Origin of the sequence: Rathayibacter oskolensis (assembly GCF_900177245.1) — a bacterium.
GTDB lineage: Bacteria > Actinomycetota > Actinomycetes > Actinomycetales > Microbacteriaceae > Rathayibacter > Rathayibacter oskolensis.
Genome location: NZ_FXBM01000004.1, coordinates 219,197 through 242,285 on the forward strand (window position 1 = coordinate 219,197; position 23,089 = coordinate 242,285).

The window sequence follows — 23,089 nt, forward strand, 5'->3', positions numbered from 1 at the left end:
GCATAGACTTTGATCTATGGATGCCGGTACCTCGACCAGTGCGCTGCGGCTGCTCGCCGACCCGACCCGGGCGCGGATCGCGTCGATGATCCTCGGCAGCGCGGACGGTCGGCAGCTCGTCGGGAAGATGGCCGCCGCCCTCGAGCTGCGCCAGCCCACTGTCAGTCATCACGTCCGCGTGCTCGTGGCGGAGGGGCTCCTCGCGCGTGAGCCGCAGGGTCGGAACGTCTGGTACTCGATCGTGCCCGAGCAGCTGGACCGCGTGTCCGAGTACCTCCGCGACTCCCCGGTGCCGACTCGCGTCGGGGGCGACGTCCTCGAGCGGATCATCGCCGACCTGGCCATCCGCTTCGCCGGCACCTTCTCACGCGAGACCATCGAGCGGTACGTCCGCGAGAGCCATGAGCTGCTCGTCGATCGCGGACACGTGACCCGGCACCTCACCTCGCTGACCTCCCGGTTCGCGACCGACCGCCTCACCGCCCTCGACACGTCCGCCGCGGGACGTTCAGGCGTCCCGGAGGTGCTCTTCGTCTGCGTGCAGAACGCCGGGCGATCTCAGCTCGCCGCGGCGATCCTCCGCCACCTCGCCGGCGACCGGGTGCGGGTGCGCACCGCCGGTTCGAAGCCCGCCGACGCGGTCCGGTCGGTGATCGTGACGGCTCTCGACGAGATCGGCGTGCCGATCGGAGGCGAGTACCCCAAGCCGCTCACGGACGAGGTCGTCCGCGCGTCCGACGTCGTGATCACGATGGGGTGCGGGGATGCCTGCCCGATCTACCCCGGTCGCAGCTACCTCGACTGGGATCTCGAGGATCCCGTCGGGCTGCCGCTCGCGCAGGTGCGCGCGATCCGCGACGACATCGACGGCCGGGTCCGCGCGCTCCTCGCTTCTCTCGAGGCGAGTGCCGCCTGATTCGCGAGGACACCCCTGGCGCTATCAATAGATGTGCGTCTATGGTTTGAGTGTTCGAGGAAGGAACACTCATGACCGAGAAGCCCACCGTCCTGTTCGTCTGCATCCACAACGCGGGCCGCTCGCAGATGGCCGCCGGCTACCTGCGCGAGCTCTCCGGAGGCGCCGTCGAGGTGCTCTCCGGCGGTTCCGAGCCGGGCGACCAGATCAACCCGATGGCCGTCGCGGCGATGGCGGAGGAGGGCATCGACATCTCGCAGGCCGTCCCGACGCTGATGACGACCGAGCAGGTCCGCGAATCCGACGTGGTCATCACGATGGGCTGCGGCGACGTCTGCCCGATCTTCCCCGGCAAGCGCTACGAGGACTGGGAGCTCACCGACCCGAAGGGCAAGTCGCTGGACGAGGTCCGCCCGATCCGTGACGACATCAAGGCGCGCGTCGAGGCCCTGCTCGCCGAGCTGCTGCCTGCGAAGGTCTGACGACCGTGTCCGATCTCAGCACCCGCCGCGCTCTGCCCGGCCTCGTCTATCCGGAGGCGTACCTCCTGCGTCTCGCCGACGATCTCAGCGAGAAGTTCCACGGGATCTTCGCGATCGAGACCGTCGAGCGGTACGTGCTCGAGTCGTACACCGGGCTTCTGCGCACCTCGAAGGTGAAGGCGCATCTCGCCAACCAGACCGTCCGCTTCGCGACCGACCGCCTCACCGCCCTCGCGCAGGCGAAGGGCGCCTACGCGCACGACGTGCCGGAGGTGCTGTTCATCTGCGAGCAGAACGCCGGCCGCTCGCAGATGGCCGCCGTCATCACCGCCTCCCTCGCCGGTGGCCGCGTGCATGTCCGCTCCGCAGGCTCCATGCCTGCCGCGGAGCTGAACCCGTCCGTGGTGGAGGCGATCACCGAGCTGGGTCTCGATGTCGCCGAGGCGTTCCCCAAGCCGCTCACCGACGACGTCGTGCAGGCCGCCGACATCGTCGTCACGATGGGCTGCGGCGACGCGTGCCCGATCTACCCTGGCAAGACGTACCAGGACTGGGAGCTCACCGACCCGGCGGGCCTTCCGCTCGAGGACGTCCGCGTCATCCGCGATCAGATCACCACCAAGGTCGAGGCGATGCTCACGACCCTCGGCGTGACCCCCACAGGAGTCCCTTCATGAGCAGCATCGAGAACGTCGTCGTCGTCGGATCCGGCCCCGCCGGCTACACCGCCGCCATCTACCTCGCCCGCGCGGGCCTGAACCCGATCGTGCTCACCAGCGCCGTCGAGGCCGGCGGCGCCCTGGTCAACACCACCGAGGTCGAGAACTTCCCCGGCTTTCCCACCGGGATCATGGGCCCGGACCTGATGGAGAACATGCGCGCCCAGGCCGAACGCTTCGGCGCCCGCATCATCTACGACGACGCGACCGCCCTCGAGCTCACCGGCCCCGTCAAGACGATCACCACCGGCTACGGCGACATCTACCAGGCGCACACCGTGGTCCTGGCGATGGGCTCCGCCTACCGCAAGCTCGGCATCCCGGGCGAGCAGCACCTCACCGGACACGGAGTGTCCTGGTGCGCGACCTGCGACGGTTTCTTCTTCAAGGGGCAGGACATCGCGGTCGTCGGCGGCGGTGACTCCGCCCTCGAGGAGGCGATGTTCCTCACCCGCTTCGCCGCCTCCGTCACCCTCATCCACCGCCGCGACTTCCTCCGCGCGTCCAAGATCATGCAGGACCGCGCCCTGGCCGACCCGAAGATCCGCGTGCTCTGGAACACCGAAGTCACCGAAGCGCTCGGCGACGAGAAGCTCACCGGCCTGCGGCTGCGCGACACGGTCACCGGTGCGGAGTCGGAGCTGGCAGCCACGGGACTGTTCATCGCGATCGGCTACGACCCCCGCTCCGAGCTGGTCCTCGGGCAGGTCGACGTCGACGCCGACGACTACGTCCTCGTCGACTCACCCACCACCGCGACGAACCTCCCCGGAGTGTTCGCCGCCGGAGACCTCGTCGATCACCGCTACCGCCAGGCCATCACCGCGGCCGGCACCGGCTGCGCCGCCGCCGCGGACGCCGAGCACTACCTCGCCGCGCAGGGCTCCGCCATTTACGCGCAGCAGGAGACTGCCGAACTCGACGACGCCCTCACCGTCTGACCCACGCTCTTCCGCTCGCCACCCCGGCGGGCGGAGAAGAGGTCAGAGGTCTGCGAGCAGTCCCGCGAGGGCTCCCAGGGCGCCGGGAACGAGCGAGAAGTACGCCCACGGCCCGCGCTTCTCGCGCTGGAGGATCCCCGCGTCGACCAGCACCTTCAGGTGATGGGACACGGTCGGCTGGCTCAGCCCGACCGGCTCGGTGAAGTCGCACACGCACACCTCGCCGCTCGCGCTGGCCGCGACGATCGACACCAGTCGCAGTCGAGCGGGATCCGCCACCGCCTTCAAGGACCGCGCGAGAGCATGCGCGCTCTCGGCGCTCAGCGGCTCCCGTGCCGAGGGCGCACCCACGGAGGGGGCCGGCAGTTCGACGACGGGCATGTCGACAGCCTGCCATACCCATTGACAACCGTCGATGTCCTCCCGCAGACTCACGGCATCGACGTCGGTCGATATCGGAAGGAGTGCACGCCATGACTCTGACGCTCTCCGTCCCGCCCCGCGCGGATGCACCCCGCCTCGCCGGGCTGCCCGTCGCCGTCATCGGCGCCGGACCCGTCGGCCTGGCCGCCGCCGCACAGCTGCTCGAGCGCGGGCTCGACGTCATCGTCTACGAGGCGGGCGAGAGCGCCGGAGCCGCGGTGCAGCAGTGGGGCCACACCCGCCTCTTCTCCCCGTGGGAGTACCTCGTCGACGCCGCTGCCGCGCGCCTGCTCGACCGGGCCGGCTGGGAGGCGCCCGCGGCCGAGGAGCTGCCGACCGGGAACGAGCTCGTAAGCGACTACCTGGCACCTCTCGCGACGACGCCGGTGCTCGCACCGCTCATCCGCTACGGCTCGCGTGTCCTCGCCGTCACCCGCGAGGGCATGGACCGCACCCGCTCCGCCGGCCGCGCCTCCACTCCCTTCCTCCTGCGCGTCCAGACCTCCGACGGTGTCACCGACGTCACCGCCCGCGCGGTCGTCGACACGTCCGGCACCTACTCGAGCCCGAACTCCCTCGCCTCCAGCGGCCTCGATCCGATCGGCGCAGCCGACGTCGCCGAGCACATCAGTCACGCCCTCCCCGACGTCCTCGGCACGGACCGCGACCGCTTCGTCGGGAAGCGGGTTCTCGTCGTCGGCGCTGGTCACTCCGCGGCGAACACGCTCATCAAGCTCGCCCGCCTCGCCCGCGAAGAGCCCGGCACGAGCGTCACCTGGGCGATCCGCGGCACCAGCCCGCTGCGGGTCTACGGGTCCGGCGACGACGAGCTCGAAGAGCGCGGCAAGCTCGGGGGCGTCGTCCACGACCTCGTCCGCGAGGGCGCGATCACTCTTGTCGACCGCTTCGAGATCGATCACCTCGAGCCCGCGGGCGACGGCGTCCTCGTCACCGGCCGCCGCCGGAAGGAGCGCGCCTCGATCGACGCCGACGTCGTGGTGAACGCGACCGGCTTCCGGCCCGACCTCGACATGCTGCGCGAGATCCGGCTCTCCCTCGACGAGATCGTCGAGGCGCCCCGCGCGCTCGCGACGCTGATCGACCCGAACCTGCACTCCTGCGGCACCGTCGAACCGCACGGCGTCGCCGAGCTGGCGCACCCCGAGCCGGACTTCTTCATCGCCGGCATGAAGTCCTACGGCCGCGCCCCCACCTTCCTCCTGGTCACCGGCTACGAGCAGGTCCGCTCCATCGCCGACGAACTCGCCGGCAACCACGCGGCCGCGCGTCTCGTGCAGCTCGTCCTCCCCGAGACCGGCGTCTGCTCCACAGGCACCGGCACGGCAGGAGGCAGCTGCTGCGCATGACCGGGGAGTCGTCGAGCACTCGCTCTGCCGCGGGCCTGTGGACGATCCAGTCGAGCGTCTTCCCCGAGAACACCGCCAGTCTCGCCCTCCACGACCGCGCCGGGTTCCGCCGCGTCGGCACTCGCGAGCGCATCGCCCTGATGACCTACGGACCTCGGGAAGGCACCTGGCGCGACACGGTCCTCCTCGAGCGCCGCCGACCCTGATCCTCCCGTCGCCTCCTTCGAGACGCGGCGCTCGGAGGAGGCCGCTCAGACCGTGGTGCGCTCGGTCTCGGACGGCGTGGGCTCCTCGGTGGCGCGGGAGTCGGTGAGGGACAGCGAGCCGACCGTCGCGATCACGCCGACGAGGACGGCGACGGCCAGGTAGACGACCCGCTCGCCCGCGAAGAAGGAGTGGACGAGGTCGGAGCTCCACGCGCCGGTCGGAAGGCTCTTCGTGACCAGGGCGGCGATGAGGGTGCCGACGACGGCCGTGCCGAGGCTGGTGCCGAGCTCCTGGGAGGTGTCGTTGAGGGCGGCGCCGATCGAGGTCCGGTTCTCGTCCATCGCCTCGACGAGAGCGACCGCGCAGATGGTCATGATCGTCCGCAGACCGATCGTGAGCAGCACCATCATGGCGGCGATCGCGAGGTAGCCCTGATCCACCGCCCAGGCCATGCCGAGCAGTGCGCCCACCAGCAGCGCGGTGCCGACGAGGCAGGCCAGGCGGTGGCCGAGGCGGGCGGCGAGCTGCTCGGCGATCGGGGTCGCGGCGATCATCGTGACGATGACGGGCAGGTTCGCGAGGCCGGCCTGCATCGGGCTCCAGCCGTAGGCGTACTGGAAGTGCAGGATCAGACCGAACAGGACGCTGGCGAAGGCGACCGAGGCCGCGAGCTGCGTGAGCGCCGCGCCTCGCACGGGTCCGGTGCGGAAGATCGCGAGGTCGATCATGGGCGAGGCTGCGCGACGCTCCCGGAGGATGAACCCGACGACCGCGGCGACGGTGCCGGCAGCGCAGGCGAGCGTGACGAGCGAGAGCCAGCCGTCCTGCACGCCGCTGGTGAGGGTGTAGCAGCCGAGCCCGATCGCGGCGACGGTGAGGGCGGCGCCGGGCAGGTCGAGCCGCTCGGAGGTCAGGTCGGCGCGCCGGTCGGCCTGCACGCCGACCCGGACGCCGATCCAGGCGATCAGGGCGATGGGGGCGTTGGCGAGCAGGAGCCACTGCCAGCTGAACTGGCTGAGGACGCTCCCGCCCAGGATCGGACCGAGGACGAACCCGGACATGCCGACGATCATCACGATCGTGATCGAGCGCATCCGGAGCTTCTCGTCGTCGAAGAGGCGGAAGATCAGCGACATCGTGACGGGGGCCATGGCCGCCGCGGCGAATCCGAGCGCTGCGCGCAGGGCGATGAGCTGGCCGATGTCGGTGACGAGGACGACGGCGAGGCTGATCAGACCGAACGCCGCGAGGCCGGTGAGCAGGACGCGGCGTCGGCCGAACCGGTCGGCGGCCGACCCGGCGGTGAGCAGCAGTCCGCCGAAGGTGAGGGAGTAGGCGCCCGTCACCCACTGCAGTCCCGCCGTCCCGCTGTCGAGCGAGCGGCCGATCGTCGGCAGGGCGATCGAGAGCAGCGTGTTGTCGACCATCTCGACGAAGAAGGCCAGGCAGAGGGCGGCCAGCGGGAGCGCTGCGGCGCGTAGCGAGGTGTAGGCCGGGGGCTTGGTGGAGCTGATCGTGAGTGCGCTCATCGCGGACCTCCTATCGAACGCCGTACGACTATCGGACGACGTTCGATAACATAGAACCACGTTCGATAACATGCAAGACATGGCTGCAGATCGATCGAAGGAGACCGGGCGCGCCGGTGCACCGCCCGCTCGCGCCCGGGGCCGTCAGCGGGCGTCGCACTCGCTCGACACGGTGCTGGGGGAGGCCATCGCGATCCTCGACGAGTCCGGGGAGCCGGCGCTGACCTTCCGGGCGCTGGCTGCACGCCTCGGCGGCGGCGTCGCGAGCATCTACTGGTACGTCGGGAGCCGCGACGAGCTGCTCGACCGGGCGACCGAGGAGGTGATGGGCCGGGTCCTGGAGGAGAGCGAACCGCTCACTCACGGGCCCGACCCGATGGCCAACCTGCGTGCGCTCGCCCTCGCGCTGTTCGACGAGTTCGTCCGCCGGCCGTGGTTCGGCCAGTTCATGCTCCGCAACAACGGGCTGCAGCCCAACTCGATGGCGATGTACGAGCGGATCGGCCAGCAGCTCATGAGGCTGGATCTGACGCCGCGGCAGCGCTTCCACGCGGCGTCGTCGATCGTGAGCTACGTCGTCGGCGTCGCCATCGACCTGGCCCAGCCGCCGCCGCCCGAGTTCCTCGAGAGCGGGCTGGACAGGCTGGAGTTCCTGGCCGTGTTCGCCGACCGCTGGCGCGACCTCGACCCCGAGGCGTTCCCCTTCGCGCACCAGGTCGCCGACGAGATGGCCGTGCACGACGACCTCGACGTGTTCCGCTCCGGACTCGATCTGCTGCTGGACGGGCTGCGGCTGCAGGCCGGGCTCTGGCCCGCCTCGCGGCCGCCCGGCTAGTCGTCCGTCGGACGCCGCCGCTGCCGCTTGGTCGCCGAGCGCTGCTGCTTGGCTGCGAGATGCCGTCGTGCGGAGCCGCGCGTGGGCCGGGTGACGCGACGGGGCGCGGCGGGAGGGGCCAGTGCATCGCGCACCAGGTCGCCGAGCACCGCGAGGGCGATCTCACGATTGCGCAGCTGAGACCGCTGCTCCGACACCGTCACGGTGATCGTGCCCGACACCAGTCGCTGGGCGAGCCGCTCGAGGACGCGGGTGCGCTGCTCGTCGCTGAGCGTCGGCGACTCCGCGGCGTTCCAGGACAGCTGCACGCGGCTGTCGGAGGTGTTGACGTGCTGCCCGCCGGGACCGGAGGACCTCGAGAACTTCCACTGCAGCTCGGAGGCCGGAACGACCAGCCCCGAACCCACCTCGAGATCCACGCGACTAGAGTCGCACGCTCCACCCGGCGGAGGGTGTCAGTTGTACTTGATCCCGCAGACCGGGCACTTCCGGTAGCTCGCGGGGGTCATGATCTCGGTGCCGCACCCGCGGCAGATGTAGGGCTCACGGGATCGGAAGGTGGACGGGACGGCGGCCATGAGGGTCCTTTCAACGGTGGAGTCGACCCCGGGACAGGGTGCCTCAAAGTACCGGCCGATAACGGCGCGGAACAAGGGGCACAGAGCGGAATCACCTGGTCGTCGGATGGATCGACGTCACCCGCGGCAGCTGCAGCTCCTCCGCGATGCGGCTGAAGGCCGCGAGGGCCTGCTCGTTGGTGATGCGGCCGGTGTCGACGCCGTCGGCGATCCGGAGCACGTCGAGCTTCCGCGTCGCGCGCGCCGAGGTGGCCAGATCCGCGGCACCGATCGCGGCCGACGCGCGGACCCGCGCGACGATCGTCCCTACCTGCCACCGTCTGCTGGTGAACGCCATGCACTCTCCTCGTGTCCGCTGCCGGTCCTATCGGCTACCGGATGCTTCGGAGCGACGGCGGGGACTCGATTGGACGCTCGCGCCGTCTCCCAGCATCGCGAGCTGCCGGTCGAGGTGCGGGCCGTAGCCCTCGAGGCGCTCGGCGATGTCCGCGGCGCGGAAGATGTCGTGGATCCCGTAGCTCTCGAGGACGGTGAAGCCGACGAACCGGTAGGCGGCGGTGATCCCGAGCAGCAGGTCGTCGACTCCCTTGCCGGCGAAGAGCACGCTGTCGGGGTTGCCGAAGGACTCCGAGGGAGCGTTCCAGGTCGCGGCGACGAGGAACCCCCTGCCGTGCAGGTGGCCGCCGGTGCCGTACTGGCGGCTGGGGTCGGCGCGGGTGCGTCCGTCGTTGTCGAGGAACTCGGTGCTGTGGAGTCCGGCGTTGAAGACGGCGTCGATGTAGCGCTTGTGGATCCAGGGGGCGCCGAACCAGTTGATCGGGGTCTGCAGGATCACCAGGTCGGCCTCGAGGTGCCGCTGCACCTCCGCCTCCGGGTCGTAGCCGTCCTCGACCCTGGTCTCGGTGACGTCGTGGCCGCCGGCTCGGAGGTGCTTCGTCGCCCTGTCGGCCATCGCGCGGTTGAGAGCGCCCTCCGTCCAGCCCGGGTAGGTCAGGTGCGCGCTGATGATGTGGATTCTCACGGGTCTCGGTCCTTCTGCGGCACACCGTGTGCCGACGACTCCCGTGTCTAGTCGCCCGGGGCCGGGCGCTTCAACGAGACCAGGTGTCGGCGAGGACACCTTCTGGTCGTTTGACTTGGTCAACTGACCTGATACGGTGGACCCACGCCAGGAGTCCCCTGACGTGTCGATCGAGAGGACCACCGTGCTCAGACGACTGGGAGCGATCATCGGGATCGCGGGCATCGCCCTCGGTCTGGCCGGCGTTCTGTGGGACACGCTCCTCCCGACTCCCGACGCGAACATCGGCGCCGGGCTCCTCCTGCTGATCGGGCTCCCGCTGACGATCATCGGGGTGGTCCTGCTCGTGCTCGCCGCGGTGATCGACCTGCGGTCGGGAGGTCAGAGGCGCAGGTAGGAGGCACCGTTGGCGTCGAGGACGGCCCCGGACGACCAGGCGGCCTCGGGGGAGGCGAGCCAGAACGCCGCGGCGGCGACGTCCTCGGGAGGGCCGACGCGGTCGAACGGACTCTGAGCGCGGAGAGCATCGCCCTCCGGGCCGTCGAGCTTGGCGAGCTGCCGAGGCGTCGCCACGAAGCCGGGCGCCACCGAGGTGACCGAGATGCCGTGCGGCGCGAGAGCGACGGCGAGGGACTGCCCGAGGGCGTGCAGTCCCGCCTTGCTCGCCGCGTAGGCGGGGTACTCCGGCTCACCGCGGAACGCTCCGCGGGATCCGATGGCGACGATCGATCCCGCTGCTCCTCGGCCGATGAGGTGGTGGGCGACGGCCCACGCGAGGTTCGCCGCGCCGAGCAGGTTGACGTCGATCATCTGCCGGAAGGCCGCGCCCCACTCCTCGTAGGACGTCTCGCTGATCGCGTGCCGGTTGGCGGCCGATGGTGCGACCGCGGCGTTGGCGATCAGGACGTCGATCGATCCGAGCGCCTCGACCGCCGACGTCACGAGCGCGGTCACTCCGGCCGGGTCGCCGATGTCACCGGAGACGAGCGCATGCCCGTCTCCCTCGAGGGAGGCGAGGGTCCGCTCGGCGCCGAGCCGGTTGCCGGCGTAGTGGACGGCCACCCGGTCGCCCGCCTCCGCGAACCGTCTCGCGACAGCGGCGCCGATCCCTCCAGAGGCACCGGTCACCAGGACGGTCCTCGTGGTCGTCGTCATGTGTCTCCCTCACGGATCGGGCGTGGAGCGGTGTCGTCGCCGCGTCGGGGAACGCCGACCCTCTCGCGGTCATTCTCCTCCGAGTCCCCCTACTGGTCATATGAACTGGTCAGATGACCTGATATGTTGGAGACCTCGAGATGAAGGAGGATCGCGGTGTTCGTGATCACCCCGGCCTCTGCGGCCGATGTCCCCGCGGCGGCCGCCGTCCTCGCCTCCGCGTTCTCCGACGATCCCGTCATGGGCGCGTTCGTCTCCGGGCGGGATGCACACCGCCGGTTGGAGACGGTCTTCCGCGTCCTCCTCCGGTCCGGAGCCCTGCGGGACGGCCGCGTCGACCTGGCGCCTCGCGAGCCCGGGGGAGAGATCCTCGGCGCGACGATCTGGGAGCGGCCCGGGCAGAGCCCCTCGCTCCTCCTCCTGGCGCGGAGCATGCCGGCCCTGGTGGGAGTGCTCGGCGTCCGGGGACTCGTCGCGGGTGTTCGCCTCGGGAGCACCCTGGCCCGATTCCGCCCGGCCGAGCCGCACTGGCACCTGACCCACATCGGCGTCGGGCCGGGCGGTCGCGGCCGGGGGGTGGGGTCGGCGCTCCTGTCGTCGCGACTCGCACGGATCGACGACGAGAACGCGGCGGCCTACCTGGAGTCGTCGAACGAGCGCAACCGCGCGCTGTACCGGCGGCACGGCTTCGCCACGATCGCACTGATCACCGGCGTGAGCGGAGCCGCACCCGCGGCCATGTGGCGGAGCCCGTCGTCCGTCCGCGAGCCCCGTCAGGACGGCGCGCTGTCTACTCCTCCGAGCTCTTAGGCGATCCGGGAGTGCCGGCGAGAGCGTTCTCGAGCAGGTGCGACAGCAGGGGGATCGCTGCCGCGCGATCGGGATCGCCGGGGTCGGCCAGCTCGGCGAGGGTCAACCCGTCGAACACGGCGAGGACGAGCGCCGTGAGTGCTCGGGAGCCCCCCGGCAGCTGGGCGTCGGCCGCCTCGTTCCAGGGGCGGAGCGCCGCGGAGGACGCTTCGGAGTAGGCGGCGTACTGCTCCCGCGCGAGGTGCTGCAGCCCCTCCGTGCGGAGGGAGTGGGTGGTGACCTCGACGAGCGCGATCTGGCGGGCCGTCGAGACCGCCGTGACCCGCTCCCAGATGCCGGCCAGCCGCGCGGTCAGGGTGTCGTCGGCGTCGCCCTCCGCGATGCCCGCGCGGACGTCGGCGATGAGCACCTCGATGACCCCTGCCAGCAGATCCGCCTTGTCGGTGAACCAGTAGTGCACGGTGCCCAGCGGGAGCCCCGCCTCGCTCGCCACGCGCCGCGTGGTGACGGCCGCGATCCCCTCCCGCTCGACGACCGCTGCCGCCGCCCGCAGCAGCGCGTCTCTCGTCTCGGAACCGCGCTGTCGTCCTGTTCGCTCTGCCATGCCTCCATCATGGCAGAGAACTGGACAGTTGACTTGGTCGTATGACCAGATAGAGTGAGCAGCGCGCCGGAAGGTGCGCCCACCCCCCTCCCGCACCGAGATCTCTGGAGATGCACATGTCGCTGATCGCTACGGCCCCCCTCGCTGGACGGATCGCTCTCGTGACGGGAGCCGGACGCCCGAGGGGGATCGGACGGAGCATCGCTCTGGCCCTGGCGGACGCCGGCGCCGACGTCGTCGTGACGGATGTGGGCAGGGCCCGCGCGGATCTGGAGGTGGGCGGCGCCGGCCTGGGTGACGACCCCGCCGACCTGGAGGAGTCCGCGGCTCTGGTCCGCCGGCGCGGCCGGCGGTCGCTGGCGGTGGGCCTCGACGTGACCGACGAGGAGGCGGTCTCCGCAGCGATCGACAGGGTCCGCAGCGAGTGGGGCGTCGTCGATGTGCTGGTGAACAACGCGGGGACCGGGGTGGGCACAGGGCCCTTCCTCGACGTCACCGATGCGCAGCTCGGCGTCTCGTGGCAGGTCAACGTCCTCGGGCAGGTCCACCTCGCCCGGGCCGTGCTCCCCGGGATGATCGACGCGGGCCGCGGATCCATCGTCAACATCGCCTCGACGATGGGCCTCGCCGCTGCCGGCGGCTACGGCGGCTACGTGCTGGCCAAGCACGCCATCGTGGGCCTGACCCGGCTGCTCGCGCACGAGTTCGGAGGCCGGGGGATCCGGACGAACGCGGTCGCGCCGGGCTACATCTTCACCGACCTCGGCGAGGCCGAGCTGCGTCTGACGGCCACCCGGCTCGGGATCGATGAGGGCACGGCACTGGAGGCGATGCTCTCCGAGATCCCCCTCGGTCGCGCGGGCACTCCGGAGGACATCGGCGCCGCCGTCGCGTGGCTCGCCGGTGACGGTGCCGGATTCGTGAACGGCGCCGTGCTGCCGGTCACCGGCGGGCAGCCCGCCGGGCTCAACTGAGGGGCCTGGGGGCCCTGATCGAACTCCGACCGACCTGACCACGAAGGAGCGATCGCCATGACCGTCCACACCGCCACCACCTTCGAGGTGCGCCTCGACGATCCGCTCGGGAGTTCGCGCCTGCTCACCGAGACGCTGCGCGAGCCGGAGCCGGGAGAGATCGTGCTCGAGGTCGAGAGGTTCGGGCTCACGTCGAACAACCTCACCTACGCGCTCCTCGGCAACGAGACGCCGACGCGCTACTGGGACGCCTTCCCCGCCGCGGACGGCTGGGGGAGGGTTCCCGCCTGGGGCTCTGCGCGGGTGATCGACGGCGACGAGTCCGTCGCACGCCCTGGCGAGCGGTTCGTCGGGCTGCTGCCCATGGCCGACCGCTTCGTCTTCGCCGGCCGGCGTGCCGAGGACGGCGTGCTCGTCGGCTCGGCCACCGGGCGGAACGCGATGCCGTCGATGTACCGGGACCTGCACCGGGTCGAGGACGAGGATGCGGCGCAGGGATCGGCGGCCGAGGTCCTCCTCCGCCCGTTCTTCACGTTCGCGGCCCTGCTCGCGCGCGAGGTGAGCGACGGCGGTGCCGAGACGGCGGTCGTGACGAGCGCCTCGAGCAAGGCGGGCCTGCTGCTCGGCCGGCTCCTCCAGCAGGGCGGCGTGCGAACGGTCGGCCTGACGGCGGCGCCCCGGGTCGCGGCGACGGAGTCGACCGGCGCGTTCACCGAGGTGAGGTCGTACTCCGACGTGTCCGGCCTGACGGCGGAGGGCCGGACCGTCCTCCTCGACATCGCCGGGAACGCGGAGGTGTCGTCGGCGGTCGCTCGGCAGCTGTCGGACGACCTCGCTCGCATCATCGTCGTCGGGGCGACGCACCACGACGCGGCCGCGGGTGCGGCCGAGCCCGACGACTCCCCCTCGCCCGAGGTCGACCTGTTCGACACCGCCGAGCACGAGGCGGGATACAGCGAGGAGCACGGAGCCGCGGCTCTCCGCGCCCTCGAGGACGACGCCCGCGAGGCGCTCCTCCCCTGGGCCTCGCGCTGGATCCAGCTGGACGAGGTCGAGGGCGTCGGCAGCCTCGAGGAGGCGTGGAGGACGGTGCAGGAGCCGCCGGCGTCCCCCCTCCGCGGCATCGTCGTCACCGCCTCGCCGCGCCGGGGGGATCCGCGATGACCGCCGCACCCTCGCCGTCCGCGCGGGCGTGCTCCTCGGGCTCGCGGGAATGGCGGTCGCGTTCTTCATGACCGCGGGGCCCACTCCGTCGCAGGCCGCCGACTTCGAGGGCATCATGGGTGCGCATGCGGTCGGCGTGGAGGACGGAGGGCCCGGAGTGCCGTTCTTCGGGTGGAGCACCGAGGCCGGTGATCTGCGCGCACCCCACTTCGTCGGGATGCACGCCCTGCAGGCGATCCCGCTCGGGCTGCTCGCCCTCGAGCTGCTGAGCGGTCGCGTCGCCGTGCTGCGCTCGGTGCGAGTGCGGTTCCGGCTCGTCCTGGTGGGCTCGTCGGCCTTCGCGGCGCTGCTCGGGATCCTGACCTGGCAGGCTCTCGCGGGCGAGTCGGTGATCGCCCCGAGCGGGCCGATCCTCCTCGCGGCTGCCGTCGCTGTCGTCGCGGCCGCCGGCGCTGCGGCCGCCGTTCTCGTCGCAGCGCACCGGAGGACGGCGCACGAGGTCGGATCGGCCGGGGGCGTGCGACGGTGACGTCCACCGAGCCGGAGCCGCGCCCCGCGGGGCGACTCGACGAGCTGGCCGGCATCGCCCTGTCCACGACCGTCTCCCTGCTGGCGGTGATCTACATCGTCGTGCCGTTCATCCCGGTCCTGATCGCGTGGCAGGTCGTCGCGGTGACGCACCTCGTCCTCCTCTTCACGACGTTCAGCAACCGGACCACCCGGTCGGTCCCCGAGAGCGCCAGGCCGCTGCCGCGCAGGATGCTCGAGTCGCTCTCGTGGGTGCTGCCGATCGTCGCGAGCGGCACCGGCGTCGCATCGGGAGTGAGCCTGCTCACCACCGAGGGGACCACCGGGACCGGCGACTCCGACGACCTGCTCGTCGGACTACTCGGCTCGACCAGCGTCATCGTGGCCTGGCTGCTGCTGCAGACCGGCTTCGCCGAGATCTACGAGAGCGTCTACGAGCGCCTCCCCGACCCCTCGATGATCAGCTTCCCGGGCGTCGAGAGGGACCCGTCCCGCAGGGATCCGACACCGGCCGATCCGACACCGGCCGATCCGACACTGAGCGACTTCCTCTACATGGCCTTCACCGTCGGCACCTCGTTCGCGGTCGCCGGAGCCACCATCGCGTCGAGGAAGGTGCGGCGGGTGGTCATGATCCAGAGCGTGACGAGCTTCTTCTACAACGCGTTCCTCATCGCCGTGGCGATCCAGGTCATCCAGGGCATCATCGCGAACAGCTGACCGGGGTCGGACGACGAGAGCGTGGGCTCCGGCAGACGAACACCATGCCGGGAATATCTCGATTCAAGCTTTGTTTACTGTAGTGACTACAGAAAAGAGAGTGGCATGGAGGAAGAGTTCGTCGTGGAGCGCACACTGCACCACGAAGAAGCAGAGGACGGCGCGTGCCCCTCGTTCATCGCGGCGATGGACGTCGTGGGCCGGCGCTGGAGCGGCCTGATCATCGAGGCCATCGGCCGGGGCAACTCGGGCTTCGCCGACATCGGGCGCTTCGTCGCCCACATCGGCGACACGATGCTCGCCAAGCGCCTCCGCGAGCTCGAGACCGACGGCCTGATCGAGCGGGAGGTCGTCGACGGGCGGCCCATCAGGGTCCGCTACTCGCTCACTCCCGCGGGTCGCGCGCTGCAGGTGATCCTGCAGGACCTGACCGCGTGGGGACACGCCTACGCCCTGATCGAGAACGCGCCCCCGGCATCACCCCAGGACGTCTCACCACAGCACACAGAGCAGACGAGGAACTGACCATGCCGTTCGAACTCGGAATCCTCACCTTCGGTGAGCTCACCACTGATCTGTCGACCGGGACGATGCCGTCACCGGTCGAGCGGATGGAGCAGACGCTGGAGCAGGCGCGCCTCGCCGACGAGGTCGGGCTCGACGTCTTCGGCGTCGGCGAGCACCACCGCTCCGACTTCATCGCGTCCGCGCCCCACATGGTCCTGGCCGCCGCGGCGGCGCAGACCGAGCGGATCAGACTCACCAGCGGAGTCACCGTGCTCAGCTCGGAGGATCCGGTGCGGGTGTTCCAGCACTTCGCGACCCTCGACCTGATCTCGCACGGTCGCGCCGAGATGATCGCCGGCCGCGGCTCCTACACGGAGTCGTTCCCGCTCTTCGGCTACTCGCTGGACGACTACGCCGCTCTCTTCCGCGAGAAGCTCGACCTCCTCCTCGCGATCCGCGCCGAGAACCCCGTCACCTGGAGCGGCTCGCTGCGGCCGCCGCTCCGGGGGGCCGACATCGCGCCGCGCCCGATCGGCGAGCTGCCGATCTGGGTGGGAGTCGGCGGCACGCCCGCCTCGGCGATCCGCACCGGTCAGCTCGGCCTCCCGATGGCGCTGGCGCTCCTGCTCGGACCGATCACCCAGTTCACCCGCCCCGTCGACCTCTACCGCCGGGCCGCCTCGGAGGCCGGGCACGACCCCGCCGCGCTGAGGGTGAGCATCAACGCCCACGGCCTGGTCGGGAGGACGAGCCAGAGCGCGCGGGACGACTTCTTCCCCTACTTCCGTCGCGGCCTGCGCGAGAACAACCATCAGCGCGGAGCAGGGTTCGACATCCCGCGCACGGCTTTCGACGCCCAGGCGACTCCCGGCGGCGGCCTCCTGGTCGGCAGCCCGCAGGAGGTCATCGACAAGCTGCTCACCTACCACGAGCTCTACGGAGTCACCCGGGCGGTCTTCCAGATGGGCTTCGGCGGCCTGCCCCAGAGGGAGCACCTCGAGGCGATCGAGCGCCTCGGCACCGAGGTAGCGCCCGTCGTGCGGCGCGAGCTCCGCTCCGAGCAGGACGCGGCGTGACCTCGCCGCTGCGCGTCGTCGTCGTGAACGGCAGCCCGACCGCCCGCTCCAAGACGATGGGCCTCGTCGGCCTGGTCACCGCCTCCCTCGGCGCGAAGGTGCCGATCGAGCTGCATCGGATCGATGTCTACGGGCTCGGGCCGGGCTTCACCGGTGCGATCACCCGGGACGACGTCCCCGCCGAGGTCGAGGCCGAGATCGCGGCGGCCGAGAGCGCCGACGTCCTGATCGCCGCTACTCCGGTGTACCGCGCGTCGTCTCCCGGCATCTTCAAGCACTTCTTCGACCTCGTCGGCCAGTACGCCCTCGCGAACAAGCCCGTCGTCCTGGTGGCGACGGGCGGGAGCGATCGCCACGCGCTGGTGATCGAGCACGAGCTGCGCCCGTTGTTCGGCTTCTTCCAGGCCGCGACGATCCCGATCGGCTTCTACGCGAACTCGGGCGACTTCGACGGCGAGCTCGTGCTCGACAGCGAGGTCTACAGCCGCATCGAGGTGGGTCTCTCGGACGTCATCGACCAGTTCCGCCGGCTGCGGGCGTAGCGTCGTCGGCGCGGTGCCGCTCCTGGGCCTCGATCGGCACCGTGCCCGCCACGACGACATCGCCGGTGTGAGCCGTCGTGACGGTCTCGATCAGCACGATCTCGACCTCCTCCTCGGCGACGGGGTTGTGCCGCACTCCGCGGGGGACGACGTAGAACTCTCCGGGCTCGAGACGGACGTCCGGGCGATCCTCGAACTGCAGGAGGAGCGAGCCCGAGACGACGAGGAACATCTCGTCCTCGGCGTCGTGCGCGTGCCACACCAGCTCGCCGAGCAGCTTGGCGACCTTCACGTACTGGTCGTTGACCCGGCCGATCACGCGCGGGGTCCAGTGCTCGGTCACGTGCGCGAGCTCGGCGGCGACGCTGGTGCTGTTCTCATCCATGCGTCCACTCTCGCGCCCGCGCCCGGCCGGGAGCATCTCCTGCCGGCCACCGAGAAGGCGGGCGAGCTTTGTCGCGGCCCGCAACGACGGCCGCGCCCAGGTCACGCGTCCTCGACCGCGACCTCCCGGTCGTAGTGGGCGCGAGCCTCCTGCACGGCGGGCAGGTTGCTGCTCGTCCACGAGAGCAGCGCGTCGATGAGCTCGTTCAGCGTGTTGCCGACCGGAGCGATCCGGTACTCGACAGCGACGGGGCGCGTGGCCAGGACGACGCGCGAGATCATGCCGTTGCGCTCGAGTCGGCGCAGCGTCGCCGTGAGCGACTTCTGGCCGATCGCGGGCACCGCGCGGCGCAGTTCGTTGAACCGCAGCGGCCCCTCGCAGAGCTGATCGAGGACCTGGAGGGACCACTTGTCGAGGAGCTCGTCGAGGAGCTCTCGGTGGGGAGCATCGACGAGGAGGAGGTCGCGGGACGCGCCGGAGGTGTCGCTCATGGAACCTAGTCTCGTTGAAGTTCCCTGAGAACACCAGGTAGAACAGGGGAACCACCTACCCGAACGGAGTCGCCATGACCGTCAGCACCCTGTCCCCCGAGGGCATGTTCCAGCCCGTCCCCTACGACCACGTCTCGATCGCGACGGGATCGCGGCACGTGCACGTCGCCGGCCAGATCTCGCGCGACGGCGAGGGCAACAGGCTCGCCCCCGACGACCTCGTGGGCCAGATCGTGCAGGTGTTCCGCAACACCGCGCGCGGTCTCGCCGCCGCGGGGGCCACGTTCGACGACGTCGTCCGGCTGCGCTTCTTCCTCACCCGCTCGACCCCCGGGATGTTCGACGACTTCACGGCCGGCATCGAGCTCGCCGCGAAGGAGGTGGGCCTGCCGACCCCGCTGCCCCCGCTGTCGGCGATCGGGGTCGACTTCCTCTTCGAGCCCGACGTGCTCGTCGAGCTCGAGGCCTACGCCGTCCTCGACTGAGGCGACGGGCGGCTGAGGCGACGGGCTCAGGCGAGCCCGCCGTTGACGAAGACGACCTGGCCGTTCACCCAGCGGGCGGGCCCGGCGAGGAAGGCGACGGTCTCGGCGATGTCCTCCGGCCGGCCGAGGCGCTCGAGGGGCACCGCTCCGGCGAGCCGGTCGATCTCCTCCTGGGTCTTGCCGTCGAGGAACAGCGGAGTCGCCGTCGGGCCGGGCGCGACGGCGTTGACCGTGATGTCCTTCCCGCGCAGCTCCCGGGCGAGCACGAGGGTCAGCGCCTCGACCGCGGCCTTCGACGCCGCGTAGGGCGCGTAGGTGGGGAACGAGGTGCGGGTGACGCTCGTCGAGAAGTTGATCAGCGCGCCTCCGGGCCGCAGGTGCCTCGCCGCGAGCTGCGCGACGACGAAGGCGCCGCGGATGTTGGTCCGGTGCAGGCGGTCGAGGTCGGCGAGGTCGAACGTGGCGACGGGTCCGAGGATCATGACGCCCGCGGTGTTCACGACGACGTCGACACCCCCGAGCGCGCGCTCGACCTCGGCGAACGCCGCGGCCATCTCGGTCTCGTCGGCCACGTCGCCTCCGACGACGACGGCATCGACTCCGGCCGCCCGCGCCGCCTCGGCCACCGACTCCGCCCGGTCGCGGTTTCCGGAGTAGTGGACGGCGACCGCGACGCCGTCGCGGGCGAGGCGCTCGACGACGGCACGGCCGATGCCGCCCGATCCTCCGGTGACGAGTGCGGTGCGGGTGGCGGTGCTCTGGGTCATCGTGAGGCTCCCTGGGTCGAGGTGTCGGTGGGGGTGAGCAGATCCTGCATGCCGATGCGCTCGTAGAACTCGCGCCGGACGGCGTCTCCGAGCTCGTACACGCGGGCGGCGCCGTCGTCGGCCGGGTCGATGACCACGCGGAACGGCCGCTCCCCGCGGGGGAGGTCGACGACGCGGGCGATCTCGACGGCGATCTCGCCGGGGTCGGCGTCGCTCGGGGAGAGCTCGGCGAGCCGGGCCGAGACGTCCTCCATCAGACCGGGGTAGCGGTCGTCGTAGGCGGAGGCGACGGCGGTCCGCTCGGCGTGGCCGGCGTGCGCGAAGTGGTTGGTGCCCGTGGTGTACGACCCGGGCACGATGATGACGGTGTCCACTCCGAAGCGCGCCACCTCGACCGCATAGCCGACCGCGAGGGAGTCCTCGGCCGCCTTGGCGGCGAAGTAGGGCGCGAGGTAGGGGGGAGTGCCGCCCCGGGCGCTGGAGGAGCCGACCCAGACGAGCAGGCCCTCCTCCTGCGCGCGGAAGATCGGGAGCACCGCGTGGTTGAGCCGCTGCGTCGAGAGCACGTTGACGTCGTAGACCTCGGCCAGCTGCTCGACGGTGAAGGCCTCGGCCGGTCCGAGGACCATGTGCCCGGCGTTGTGCACGACGACGTCGATCCCGTCGCTCTCGCCGGCGACCAGCGCGACGGCGGCGTCGACCGACGCCTGGTCCGAGACGTCGAGCTCGAGCGGTCGCAGGTCCACTCCGTGCTGCTCGGCGAATCCGCGGGCCTCGTCGGCGGCGGGAGCGTTGCGCTGGGCCGAGGCGCGCATACCGGCGTAGACGCGGTGGCCCGCCAGCGCCAGCCGGCGAGCCGTCATCGCACCGAAACCGCTCGATGCACCTGACACGATCACGATCTTCGACATGGGGACTCCTCTCGTGGGGTTCTTCCACTGTGGGGTCCCGTCCCGCAGCACGGTGTCGCGTGGTTGCGGAGGACGCGCGCGATCCTGCGCACCCCGGAGGATCAGGAGGCGAACGGCGCGTAGAGCTCCTCGGGCGTCCGGTCGAGCATCGCCTTGACGGCCGCGCTGTCGGCGTCGAGCGCCTCCGAGCGACCGGCGGCGAGAGCGTCGAGTGCGAGCCGGACGGCGGCCCGCGGGTCGTTCTTGGGGATGTTCCAGCCGGCCATCATGTCGGTGTCGGTCGAGGAGAGATGCACTCCGACGACCTGCGTTCCCTGGGCGGCGAGCTCGAGCCGCGTGCTGTTCGTCAGCTGCCACTCGGCCGCCTTGGCCGCGGCGTACGCGCCGTTGCCCGGGTAGGTGCGGAACGAGAGCAGCGACATGACGTTCACGATCGCGCCTCCGCCGTTGCGGGCGAGGACGGGGGCGAACGCGCGGGTCATCCCGAGCGCCCCGAAGAAGTGCGTGTCCATCTCGGCCCTGATGAGGTCGAGATCGCCGGTCACGAGGTTCTGCTGGGTCGCGATCCCCGCGTTGTTGACGAGGAGGTCGACGTCGGCCGCCCGTGCCGCGGTCTCGCGGATCCGGACGGGGTCGGTGACGTCGAGCTCGAGCGGTTCGAGGCCGGGGCGCCCCCTGGTCCAGTCGAGGGTGGAGAGGCGGCGCGCGGTGACGTAGACGCGCTCCGCTCCCCGGTCGATCAGCTCGTCGACGAAGTGCCGACCGAGCCCCCTGTTGGCGCCGGTGACGAGTGCTGTTGCTCCTGTGATGTCCATGCCGTCACCGTAGGATGTGACACCGGTGTCAGGTTCAAGGGGTCGGAGGAGATCGCATGAAGATCGGTGAGCTCGCGGAGCGGACGGGAGTGAGCGTCCGCTCGCTGCGGTACTACGAGACCCGGCAGCTGATCACCTCCGACCGCACGTCCGGCGGTCAGCGCGTCTACCGGGCCGACGCGATCGAGCGCGTGCTCCTGGTGCAGCAGCTGTTCCGGGCGGGGCTGGGGAGCGCCGATGTCGTGAAGCTCCTGCCGTGCATCTACTCCGGCACCACGACGGTCGAGATGGTCCTCCTCATCGAGCGCGAGCACGCGCGGCTCGACGCGCAGATCCGCGATCTGATCGAGACGCGGGATCGCCTGGAGGAGGTCCGCATCGCGGCTGCCGAGCGCCTGGCCGCCTGAGCGCCGCGCTCAGTCGCGCTGGGAGCGGTGCTCGCGCGGACTGACGCCGTGGTGCCGGCGGTACGCGGCGGCGAAGGCGGCGGGCGTGCCGTACCCGCAGGCGGCGGCGACGACCCCGATCGGGGCGTCGCCCCGGCGCAGCAGGTCGCGACCGTGTTCCATCCGGAGCGCGGTCAGGTGCCTCATCGGCGAGGTGCCGGTCGCCGCAGAGAAGAGCCGCAGGAAGTGGTACGAGCTCAGGTGCACGAGCTCGGCGAGCTCGGCGAGGGTCACCGTCTCGGCGAGGTGGGCCGCGAGGTGATCGGTGACCAGGGCGAGCTGGGCTCGCGACAGGCCGGTCTCGGCCCGGCTGACCGCCGGCGCGGGGAGCGAGAGCAGATGGGACACGAGCGAGACGCTCACCGTGTCGGCGAGCAGGGCCGGAGCCCCCGCGCGCGCGGCACGGGCGATCTCGAGCATCCCCGAGCGGACGAAGCCGTCACTGAGGGCGAGGAAGTCGAGCTGACCGGCGGAGGCGCCGGGGAAGGCGTCGAAGACCCCGGCGAGGAGCGGTGCGTCCACGGCGACGTGCAGCGAGGTGAACGTCTCGGTGCTCCTGCTGCTCCAGGAGGCGCGGATCTCGCGCCCGGGCGGCGTCGCCGCAGACCTCCCCGGCGCGGCCTGCCCCTTCTGCCAGCGGCCGTGCGGTCGAGCGCTCTCGATCACGTACGACCCCGAGGTGACCAGGATCAGCTGCAGCGCATCGAGGGGAGGCGACGACACCTCGCGCTCGTGCGGATCGACGACCTCCCGCACGTGCACGTTCTGCCAGCCGGGAGGCGAGCCGGTCAGAGGGGCCGTCACCGGATCCGCTCCTGCTCGGTCCCGAAGGCGCGCACCGCGACATCGTCCCACTCGCGCCAGGTCCGCAGGCGCTCCTCGTAGAGGGCCTCGATCGCCGGGAGCACGGTTCCGAGGATGAGGCGGGCGGGCGGAGCGTCCGAGTCGACGAGTGCCAGGACCGCTCCGACGGTCGCCCGCGGGTCGCCGATCGAGAACTCGGGGCCGCCGTCGGCCCGGAGCGAGGCGTACTCGGGCAGCTCGGCGCTCCGCCGCGAGCCCCGCGACAGCCAGTCCGTGGCGTAGGGGCCGGGCTCGACGCACGTGACGTGGATGCCGAACGCCGCGACCTCCTGGCGCAGCGACTCCGACAGCCCCTCGAGCGCCCACTTGGACGCGTGGTACGCGCCGATCCCCGGGAACGCGCGCACGCCTCCCTCGCTGGTGACCTGCAGGAGGCGTCCGTCTCCTGATCGGCGGAGCGCGGGGAGCACGGCCTGGGTCACCCAGAGCGCGCCGAAGAAGTTGGTCTCCATCTGCTCCCGGATCTCGCGCTCCGTCAGCTCCTCGACCATCCCGAAGTGCCCGTAGCCCGCGTTGTTGACGACGATGTCGAGGCCGCCGAAGTGCTCGACGGCTCGGTCGACCGCCTCGTCCACGCCCTCTCTGTCGGTCACGTCGAGAGTGAGCGGGAGGAGGGTGTCGGGGTAGCGGTCGACGAGGTCGGCGAGGGAGTCGGTGCTGCGGGCGGTGGCTGCGACGCGGTCGCCGCGCTCGAGCGCGGCCTCCGTCCACAGGCGGCCGAAGCCGCTGGATGTTCCGGTGACGAACCAGGTTCTGCTCATGACGAGAGTCTCCGCCGCGAATGAGCATGCCACCAGCGAATGATCGGCAACCCGGGTAGTCCGCCG

At 71.2% G+C, this 23,089-nt stretch carries 32 protein-coding genes and 1 pseudogene; 18 read left to right on the forward strand and 15 right to left on the reverse strand.

What is annotated here, in order from left to right; translation table 11 throughout:
• Window positions 1-16 precede the first annotated feature (16 nt).
• The 4 genes from B9Y99_RS18125 to trxB all read left to right on the forward strand — a co-directional run bounded on the left by B9Y99_RS18125 (window position 17) and on the right by trxB (window position 3,058).
• A complete protein-coding gene (locus B9Y99_RS18125; protein ID WP_085478045.1) occupies window positions 17-916 on the forward strand; it encodes a metalloregulator ArsR/SmtB family transcription factor in 900 nt (299 codons plus the stop codon).
• 71 nt (window positions 917-987) lie between these two features.
• The gene (locus B9Y99_RS18130) at window positions 988-1,398 is read left to right on the forward strand and encodes an arsenate reductase ArsC (protein WP_085478046.1); all 411 of its coding nucleotides are present in this window, start codon (window positions 988-990) and stop codon (window positions 1,396-1,398) included.
• Between the two features lie 5 nt (window positions 1,399-1,403).
• Complete coding sequence (locus B9Y99_RS18135; RefSeq protein ID WP_085478047.1) at window positions 1,404-2,075, forward strand: arsenate reductase ArsC; 672 nt, start codon at window positions 1,404-1,406, stop codon at window positions 2,073-2,075.
• Complete coding sequence (gene trxB, locus B9Y99_RS18140) at window positions 2,072-3,058, forward strand: thioredoxin-disulfide reductase (protein ID WP_085478048.1); 987 nt, start codon at window positions 2,072-2,074, stop codon at window positions 3,056-3,058. The genes B9Y99_RS18135 and trxB overlap by 4 nt, the downstream gene beginning before the upstream one ends.
• Before the next feature lie 42 nt (window positions 3,059-3,100).
• On the opposite strand, the gene B9Y99_RS18145 is transcribed toward trxB, so the two are convergent.
• The gene (locus B9Y99_RS18145; RefSeq protein ID WP_085478049.1) at window positions 3,101-3,439 is read right to left on the reverse strand and encodes an ArsR/SmtB family transcription factor; all 339 of its coding nucleotides are present in this window, start codon (window positions 3,437-3,439) and stop codon (window positions 3,101-3,103) included.
• A gap of 92 nt (window positions 3,440-3,531) precedes the next feature.
• Between B9Y99_RS18145 and B9Y99_RS18150 the strand changes: the two genes are divergently transcribed.
• Together B9Y99_RS18150 and B9Y99_RS18155 are read left to right on the forward strand one after the other, a co-directional pair.
• Entirely contained in the window at window positions 3,532-4,848 is a 1,317-nt protein-coding gene (locus B9Y99_RS18150) for an FAD-dependent oxidoreductase (protein ID WP_085478050.1), read from the forward strand.
• 26 nt (window positions 4,849-4,874) lie between these two features.
• A pseudogene (locus B9Y99_RS18155) lies at window positions 4,875-5,054 on the forward strand (GNAT family N-acetyltransferase); the annotation flags it as partial.
• 45 nt (window positions 5,055-5,099) lie between these two features.
• On the opposite strand, the gene B9Y99_RS18160 reads toward B9Y99_RS18155, so the two are convergent.
• Window positions 5,100-6,584, reverse strand: a complete 1,485-nt coding sequence (locus tag B9Y99_RS18160) for an MFS transporter (protein WP_085478051.1) — start codon at window positions 6,582-6,584, stop codon at window positions 5,100-5,102.
• Between the two features lie 79 nt (window positions 6,585-6,663).
• Between B9Y99_RS18160 and B9Y99_RS18165 the strand changes: the two genes are divergently transcribed.
• Window positions 6,664-7,419, forward strand: a complete 756-nt coding sequence (locus tag B9Y99_RS18165) for a TetR/AcrR family transcriptional regulator (protein ID WP_085478052.1) — start codon at window positions 6,664-6,666, stop codon at window positions 7,417-7,419.
• On the opposite strand, the gene arfB is transcribed toward B9Y99_RS18165, so the two are convergent.
• The 4 genes from arfB to B9Y99_RS18180 all read right to left on the reverse strand — a co-directional run bounded on the left by arfB (window position 7,416) and on the right by B9Y99_RS18180 (window position 9,018).
• On the reverse strand, window positions 7,416-7,838 hold the full coding sequence (arfB, locus tag B9Y99_RS18170) for an alternative ribosome rescue aminoacyl-tRNA hydrolase ArfB (RefSeq protein WP_085478053.1): 423 nt from the start codon (window positions 7,836-7,838) through the stop codon (window positions 7,416-7,418). The genes B9Y99_RS18165 and arfB overlap by 4 nt on opposite strands.
• A 36-nt stretch (window positions 7,839-7,874) precedes the next feature.
• Window positions 7,875-7,997 carry a hypothetical protein gene (locus tag B9Y99_RS19400; protein ID WP_280158831.1) on the reverse strand — a complete coding sequence of 41 codons (123 nt, stop codon included), beginning with the start codon at window positions 7,995-7,997 and terminating at the stop codon, window positions 7,875-7,877.
• Window positions 7,998-8,088: 91 nt separating this feature from the next.
• A complete protein-coding gene (locus B9Y99_RS18175; RefSeq protein ID WP_085478054.1) occupies window positions 8,089-8,334 on the reverse strand; it encodes a hypothetical protein in 246 nt (81 codons plus the stop codon).
• Window positions 8,335-8,361: 27 nt separating this feature from the next.
• The gene (locus tag B9Y99_RS18180) at window positions 8,362-9,018 is read right to left on the reverse strand and encodes an NAD(P)H-dependent oxidoreductase (RefSeq protein WP_208857014.1); all 657 of its coding nucleotides are present in this window, start codon (window positions 9,016-9,018) and stop codon (window positions 8,362-8,364) included.
• A gap of 163 nt (window positions 9,019-9,181) precedes the next feature.
• Between B9Y99_RS18180 and B9Y99_RS18665 the strand changes: the two genes are divergently transcribed.
• A complete protein-coding gene (locus tag B9Y99_RS18665) occupies window positions 9,182-9,415 on the forward strand; it encodes a hypothetical protein (RefSeq protein ID WP_165759667.1) in 234 nt (77 codons plus the stop codon).
• On the opposite strand, the gene B9Y99_RS18185 is transcribed toward B9Y99_RS18665, so the two are convergent.
• Window positions 9,400-10,173, reverse strand: a complete 774-nt coding sequence (locus B9Y99_RS18185) for an SDR family NAD(P)-dependent oxidoreductase (RefSeq protein ID WP_085478055.1) — start codon at window positions 10,171-10,173, stop codon at window positions 9,400-9,402. The two genes, B9Y99_RS18665 and B9Y99_RS18185, sit on opposite strands and share 16 nt — an antisense overlap.
• A gap of 156 nt (window positions 10,174-10,329) precedes the next feature.
• On the opposite strand from B9Y99_RS18185, the gene B9Y99_RS18190 reads away from it, so the two are divergent.
• Window positions 10,330-10,983, forward strand: a complete 654-nt coding sequence (locus B9Y99_RS18190; RefSeq protein ID WP_085478056.1) for a GNAT family N-acetyltransferase — start codon at window positions 10,330-10,332, stop codon at window positions 10,981-10,983.
• Here the strand turns inward: B9Y99_RS18190 and B9Y99_RS18195 are convergent.
• The gene (locus B9Y99_RS18195) at window positions 10,964-11,587 is read right to left on the reverse strand and encodes a TetR/AcrR family transcriptional regulator (RefSeq protein ID WP_085478057.1); all 624 of its coding nucleotides are present in this window, start codon (window positions 11,585-11,587) and stop codon (window positions 10,964-10,966) included. The genes B9Y99_RS18190 and B9Y99_RS18195 overlap by 20 nt on opposite strands.
• A 116-nt stretch (window positions 11,588-11,703) precedes the next feature.
• On the opposite strand from B9Y99_RS18195, the gene B9Y99_RS18200 reads away from it, so the two are divergent.
• The 7 genes from B9Y99_RS18200 to B9Y99_RS18225 all read left to right on the forward strand — a co-directional run bounded on the left by B9Y99_RS18200 (window position 11,704) and on the right by B9Y99_RS18225 (window position 17,098).
• Window positions 11,704-12,561, forward strand: coding sequence for an SDR family NAD(P)-dependent oxidoreductase (locus tag B9Y99_RS18200; protein WP_165759684.1), 858 nt, complete (start codon window positions 11,704-11,706; stop codon window positions 12,559-12,561).
• 57 nt (window positions 12,562-12,618) lie between these two features.
• On the forward strand, window positions 12,619-13,725 hold the full coding sequence (locus B9Y99_RS18205; protein WP_085478059.1) for a DUF2855 family protein: 1,107 nt from the start codon (window positions 12,619-12,621) through the stop codon (window positions 13,723-13,725).
• Window positions 13,726-13,774: 49 nt separating this feature from the next.
• A complete protein-coding gene (locus B9Y99_RS18965; RefSeq protein ID WP_165759685.1) occupies window positions 13,775-14,254 on the forward strand; it encodes a hypothetical protein in 480 nt (159 codons plus the stop codon).
• The gene (locus tag B9Y99_RS18210; RefSeq protein ID WP_165759686.1) at window positions 14,251-14,973 is read left to right on the forward strand and encodes a DUF1345 domain-containing protein; all 723 of its coding nucleotides are present in this window, start codon (window positions 14,251-14,253) and stop codon (window positions 14,971-14,973) included. Before B9Y99_RS18965 ends, B9Y99_RS18210 begins: the two co-directional genes overlap by 4 nt.
• Before the next feature lie 105 nt (window positions 14,974-15,078).
• The gene (locus B9Y99_RS18215; protein ID WP_085478061.1) at window positions 15,079-15,498 is read left to right on the forward strand and encodes a winged helix-turn-helix transcriptional regulator; all 420 of its coding nucleotides are present in this window, start codon (window positions 15,079-15,081) and stop codon (window positions 15,496-15,498) included.
• A 2-nt stretch (window positions 15,499-15,500) separates the two neighbouring features.
• A complete protein-coding gene (locus tag B9Y99_RS18220; RefSeq protein ID WP_085478062.1) occupies window positions 15,501-16,556 on the forward strand; it encodes an LLM class flavin-dependent oxidoreductase in 1,056 nt (351 codons plus the stop codon).
• Window positions 16,553-17,098, forward strand: coding sequence for an NAD(P)H-dependent oxidoreductase (locus B9Y99_RS18225; RefSeq protein WP_085478063.1), 546 nt, complete (start codon window positions 16,553-16,555; stop codon window positions 17,096-17,098). The genes B9Y99_RS18220 and B9Y99_RS18225 overlap by 4 nt, the downstream gene beginning before the upstream one ends.
• Here B9Y99_RS18225 and B9Y99_RS18230 read toward each other — a convergent pair.
• Together B9Y99_RS18230 and B9Y99_RS18235 are read right to left on the reverse strand one after the other, a co-directional pair.
• Window positions 17,067-17,483 carry a cupin domain-containing protein gene (locus B9Y99_RS18230; protein ID WP_085478064.1) on the reverse strand — a complete coding sequence of 139 codons (417 nt, stop codon included), beginning with the start codon at window positions 17,481-17,483 and terminating at the stop codon, window positions 17,067-17,069. The genes B9Y99_RS18225 and B9Y99_RS18230 overlap by 32 nt on opposite strands.
• 101 nt (window positions 17,484-17,584) lie before the next feature.
• A complete protein-coding gene (locus tag B9Y99_RS18235; RefSeq protein WP_085478065.1) occupies window positions 17,585-17,974 on the reverse strand; it encodes a winged helix-turn-helix transcriptional regulator in 390 nt (129 codons plus the stop codon).
• A gap of 74 nt (window positions 17,975-18,048) precedes the next feature.
• Here B9Y99_RS18235 and B9Y99_RS18240 point away from each other — a divergent pair, with 74 nt between their 5' ends.
• Complete coding sequence (locus B9Y99_RS18240; RefSeq protein WP_085478066.1) at window positions 18,049-18,459, forward strand: RidA family protein; 411 nt, start codon at window positions 18,049-18,051, stop codon at window positions 18,457-18,459.
• Between the two features lie 26 nt (window positions 18,460-18,485).
• On the opposite strand, the gene B9Y99_RS18245 is transcribed toward B9Y99_RS18240, so the two are convergent.
• The 3 genes from B9Y99_RS18245 to B9Y99_RS18255 all read right to left on the reverse strand — a co-directional run bounded on the left by B9Y99_RS18245 (window position 18,486) and on the right by B9Y99_RS18255 (window position 20,952).
• Entirely contained in the window at window positions 18,486-19,226 is a 741-nt protein-coding gene (locus B9Y99_RS18245) for an SDR family oxidoreductase (protein ID WP_085478067.1), read from the reverse strand.
• Complete coding sequence (locus tag B9Y99_RS18250; protein WP_085478068.1) at window positions 19,223-20,137, reverse strand: SDR family oxidoreductase; 915 nt, start codon at window positions 20,135-20,137, stop codon at window positions 19,223-19,225. The genes B9Y99_RS18245 and B9Y99_RS18250 overlap by 4 nt, the downstream gene beginning before the upstream one ends.
• A 101-nt stretch (window positions 20,138-20,238) precedes the next feature.
• Window positions 20,239-20,952: an SDR family oxidoreductase gene (locus B9Y99_RS18255; RefSeq protein ID WP_085478069.1), complete on the reverse strand. Its 714-nt coding sequence runs from the start codon at window positions 20,950-20,952 to the stop codon at window positions 20,239-20,241.
• Window positions 20,953-21,008: 56 nt separating this feature from the next.
• Here B9Y99_RS18255 and B9Y99_RS18260 point away from each other — a divergent pair, with 56 nt between their 5' ends.
• Complete coding sequence (locus tag B9Y99_RS18260; protein WP_085478070.1) at window positions 21,009-21,359, forward strand: MerR family transcriptional regulator; 351 nt, start codon at window positions 21,009-21,011, stop codon at window positions 21,357-21,359.
• Window positions 21,360-21,368: 9 nt separating this feature from the next.
• Here B9Y99_RS18260 and B9Y99_RS18265 read toward each other — a convergent pair whose 3' ends face one another.
• Together B9Y99_RS18265 and B9Y99_RS18270 are read right to left on the reverse strand one after the other, a co-directional pair.
• Window positions 21,369-22,202, reverse strand: coding sequence for a helix-turn-helix domain-containing protein (locus B9Y99_RS18265; RefSeq protein WP_085478071.1), 834 nt, complete (start codon window positions 22,200-22,202; stop codon window positions 21,369-21,371).
• Window positions 22,199-23,023 carry an SDR family NAD(P)-dependent oxidoreductase gene (locus B9Y99_RS18270; RefSeq protein ID WP_085478072.1) on the reverse strand — a complete coding sequence of 275 codons (825 nt, stop codon included), beginning with the start codon at window positions 23,021-23,023 and terminating at the stop codon, window positions 22,199-22,201. The genes B9Y99_RS18265 and B9Y99_RS18270 overlap by 4 nt, the downstream gene beginning before the upstream one ends.
• Between the last annotated feature and the right edge of the window lie 66 nt (window positions 23,024-23,089).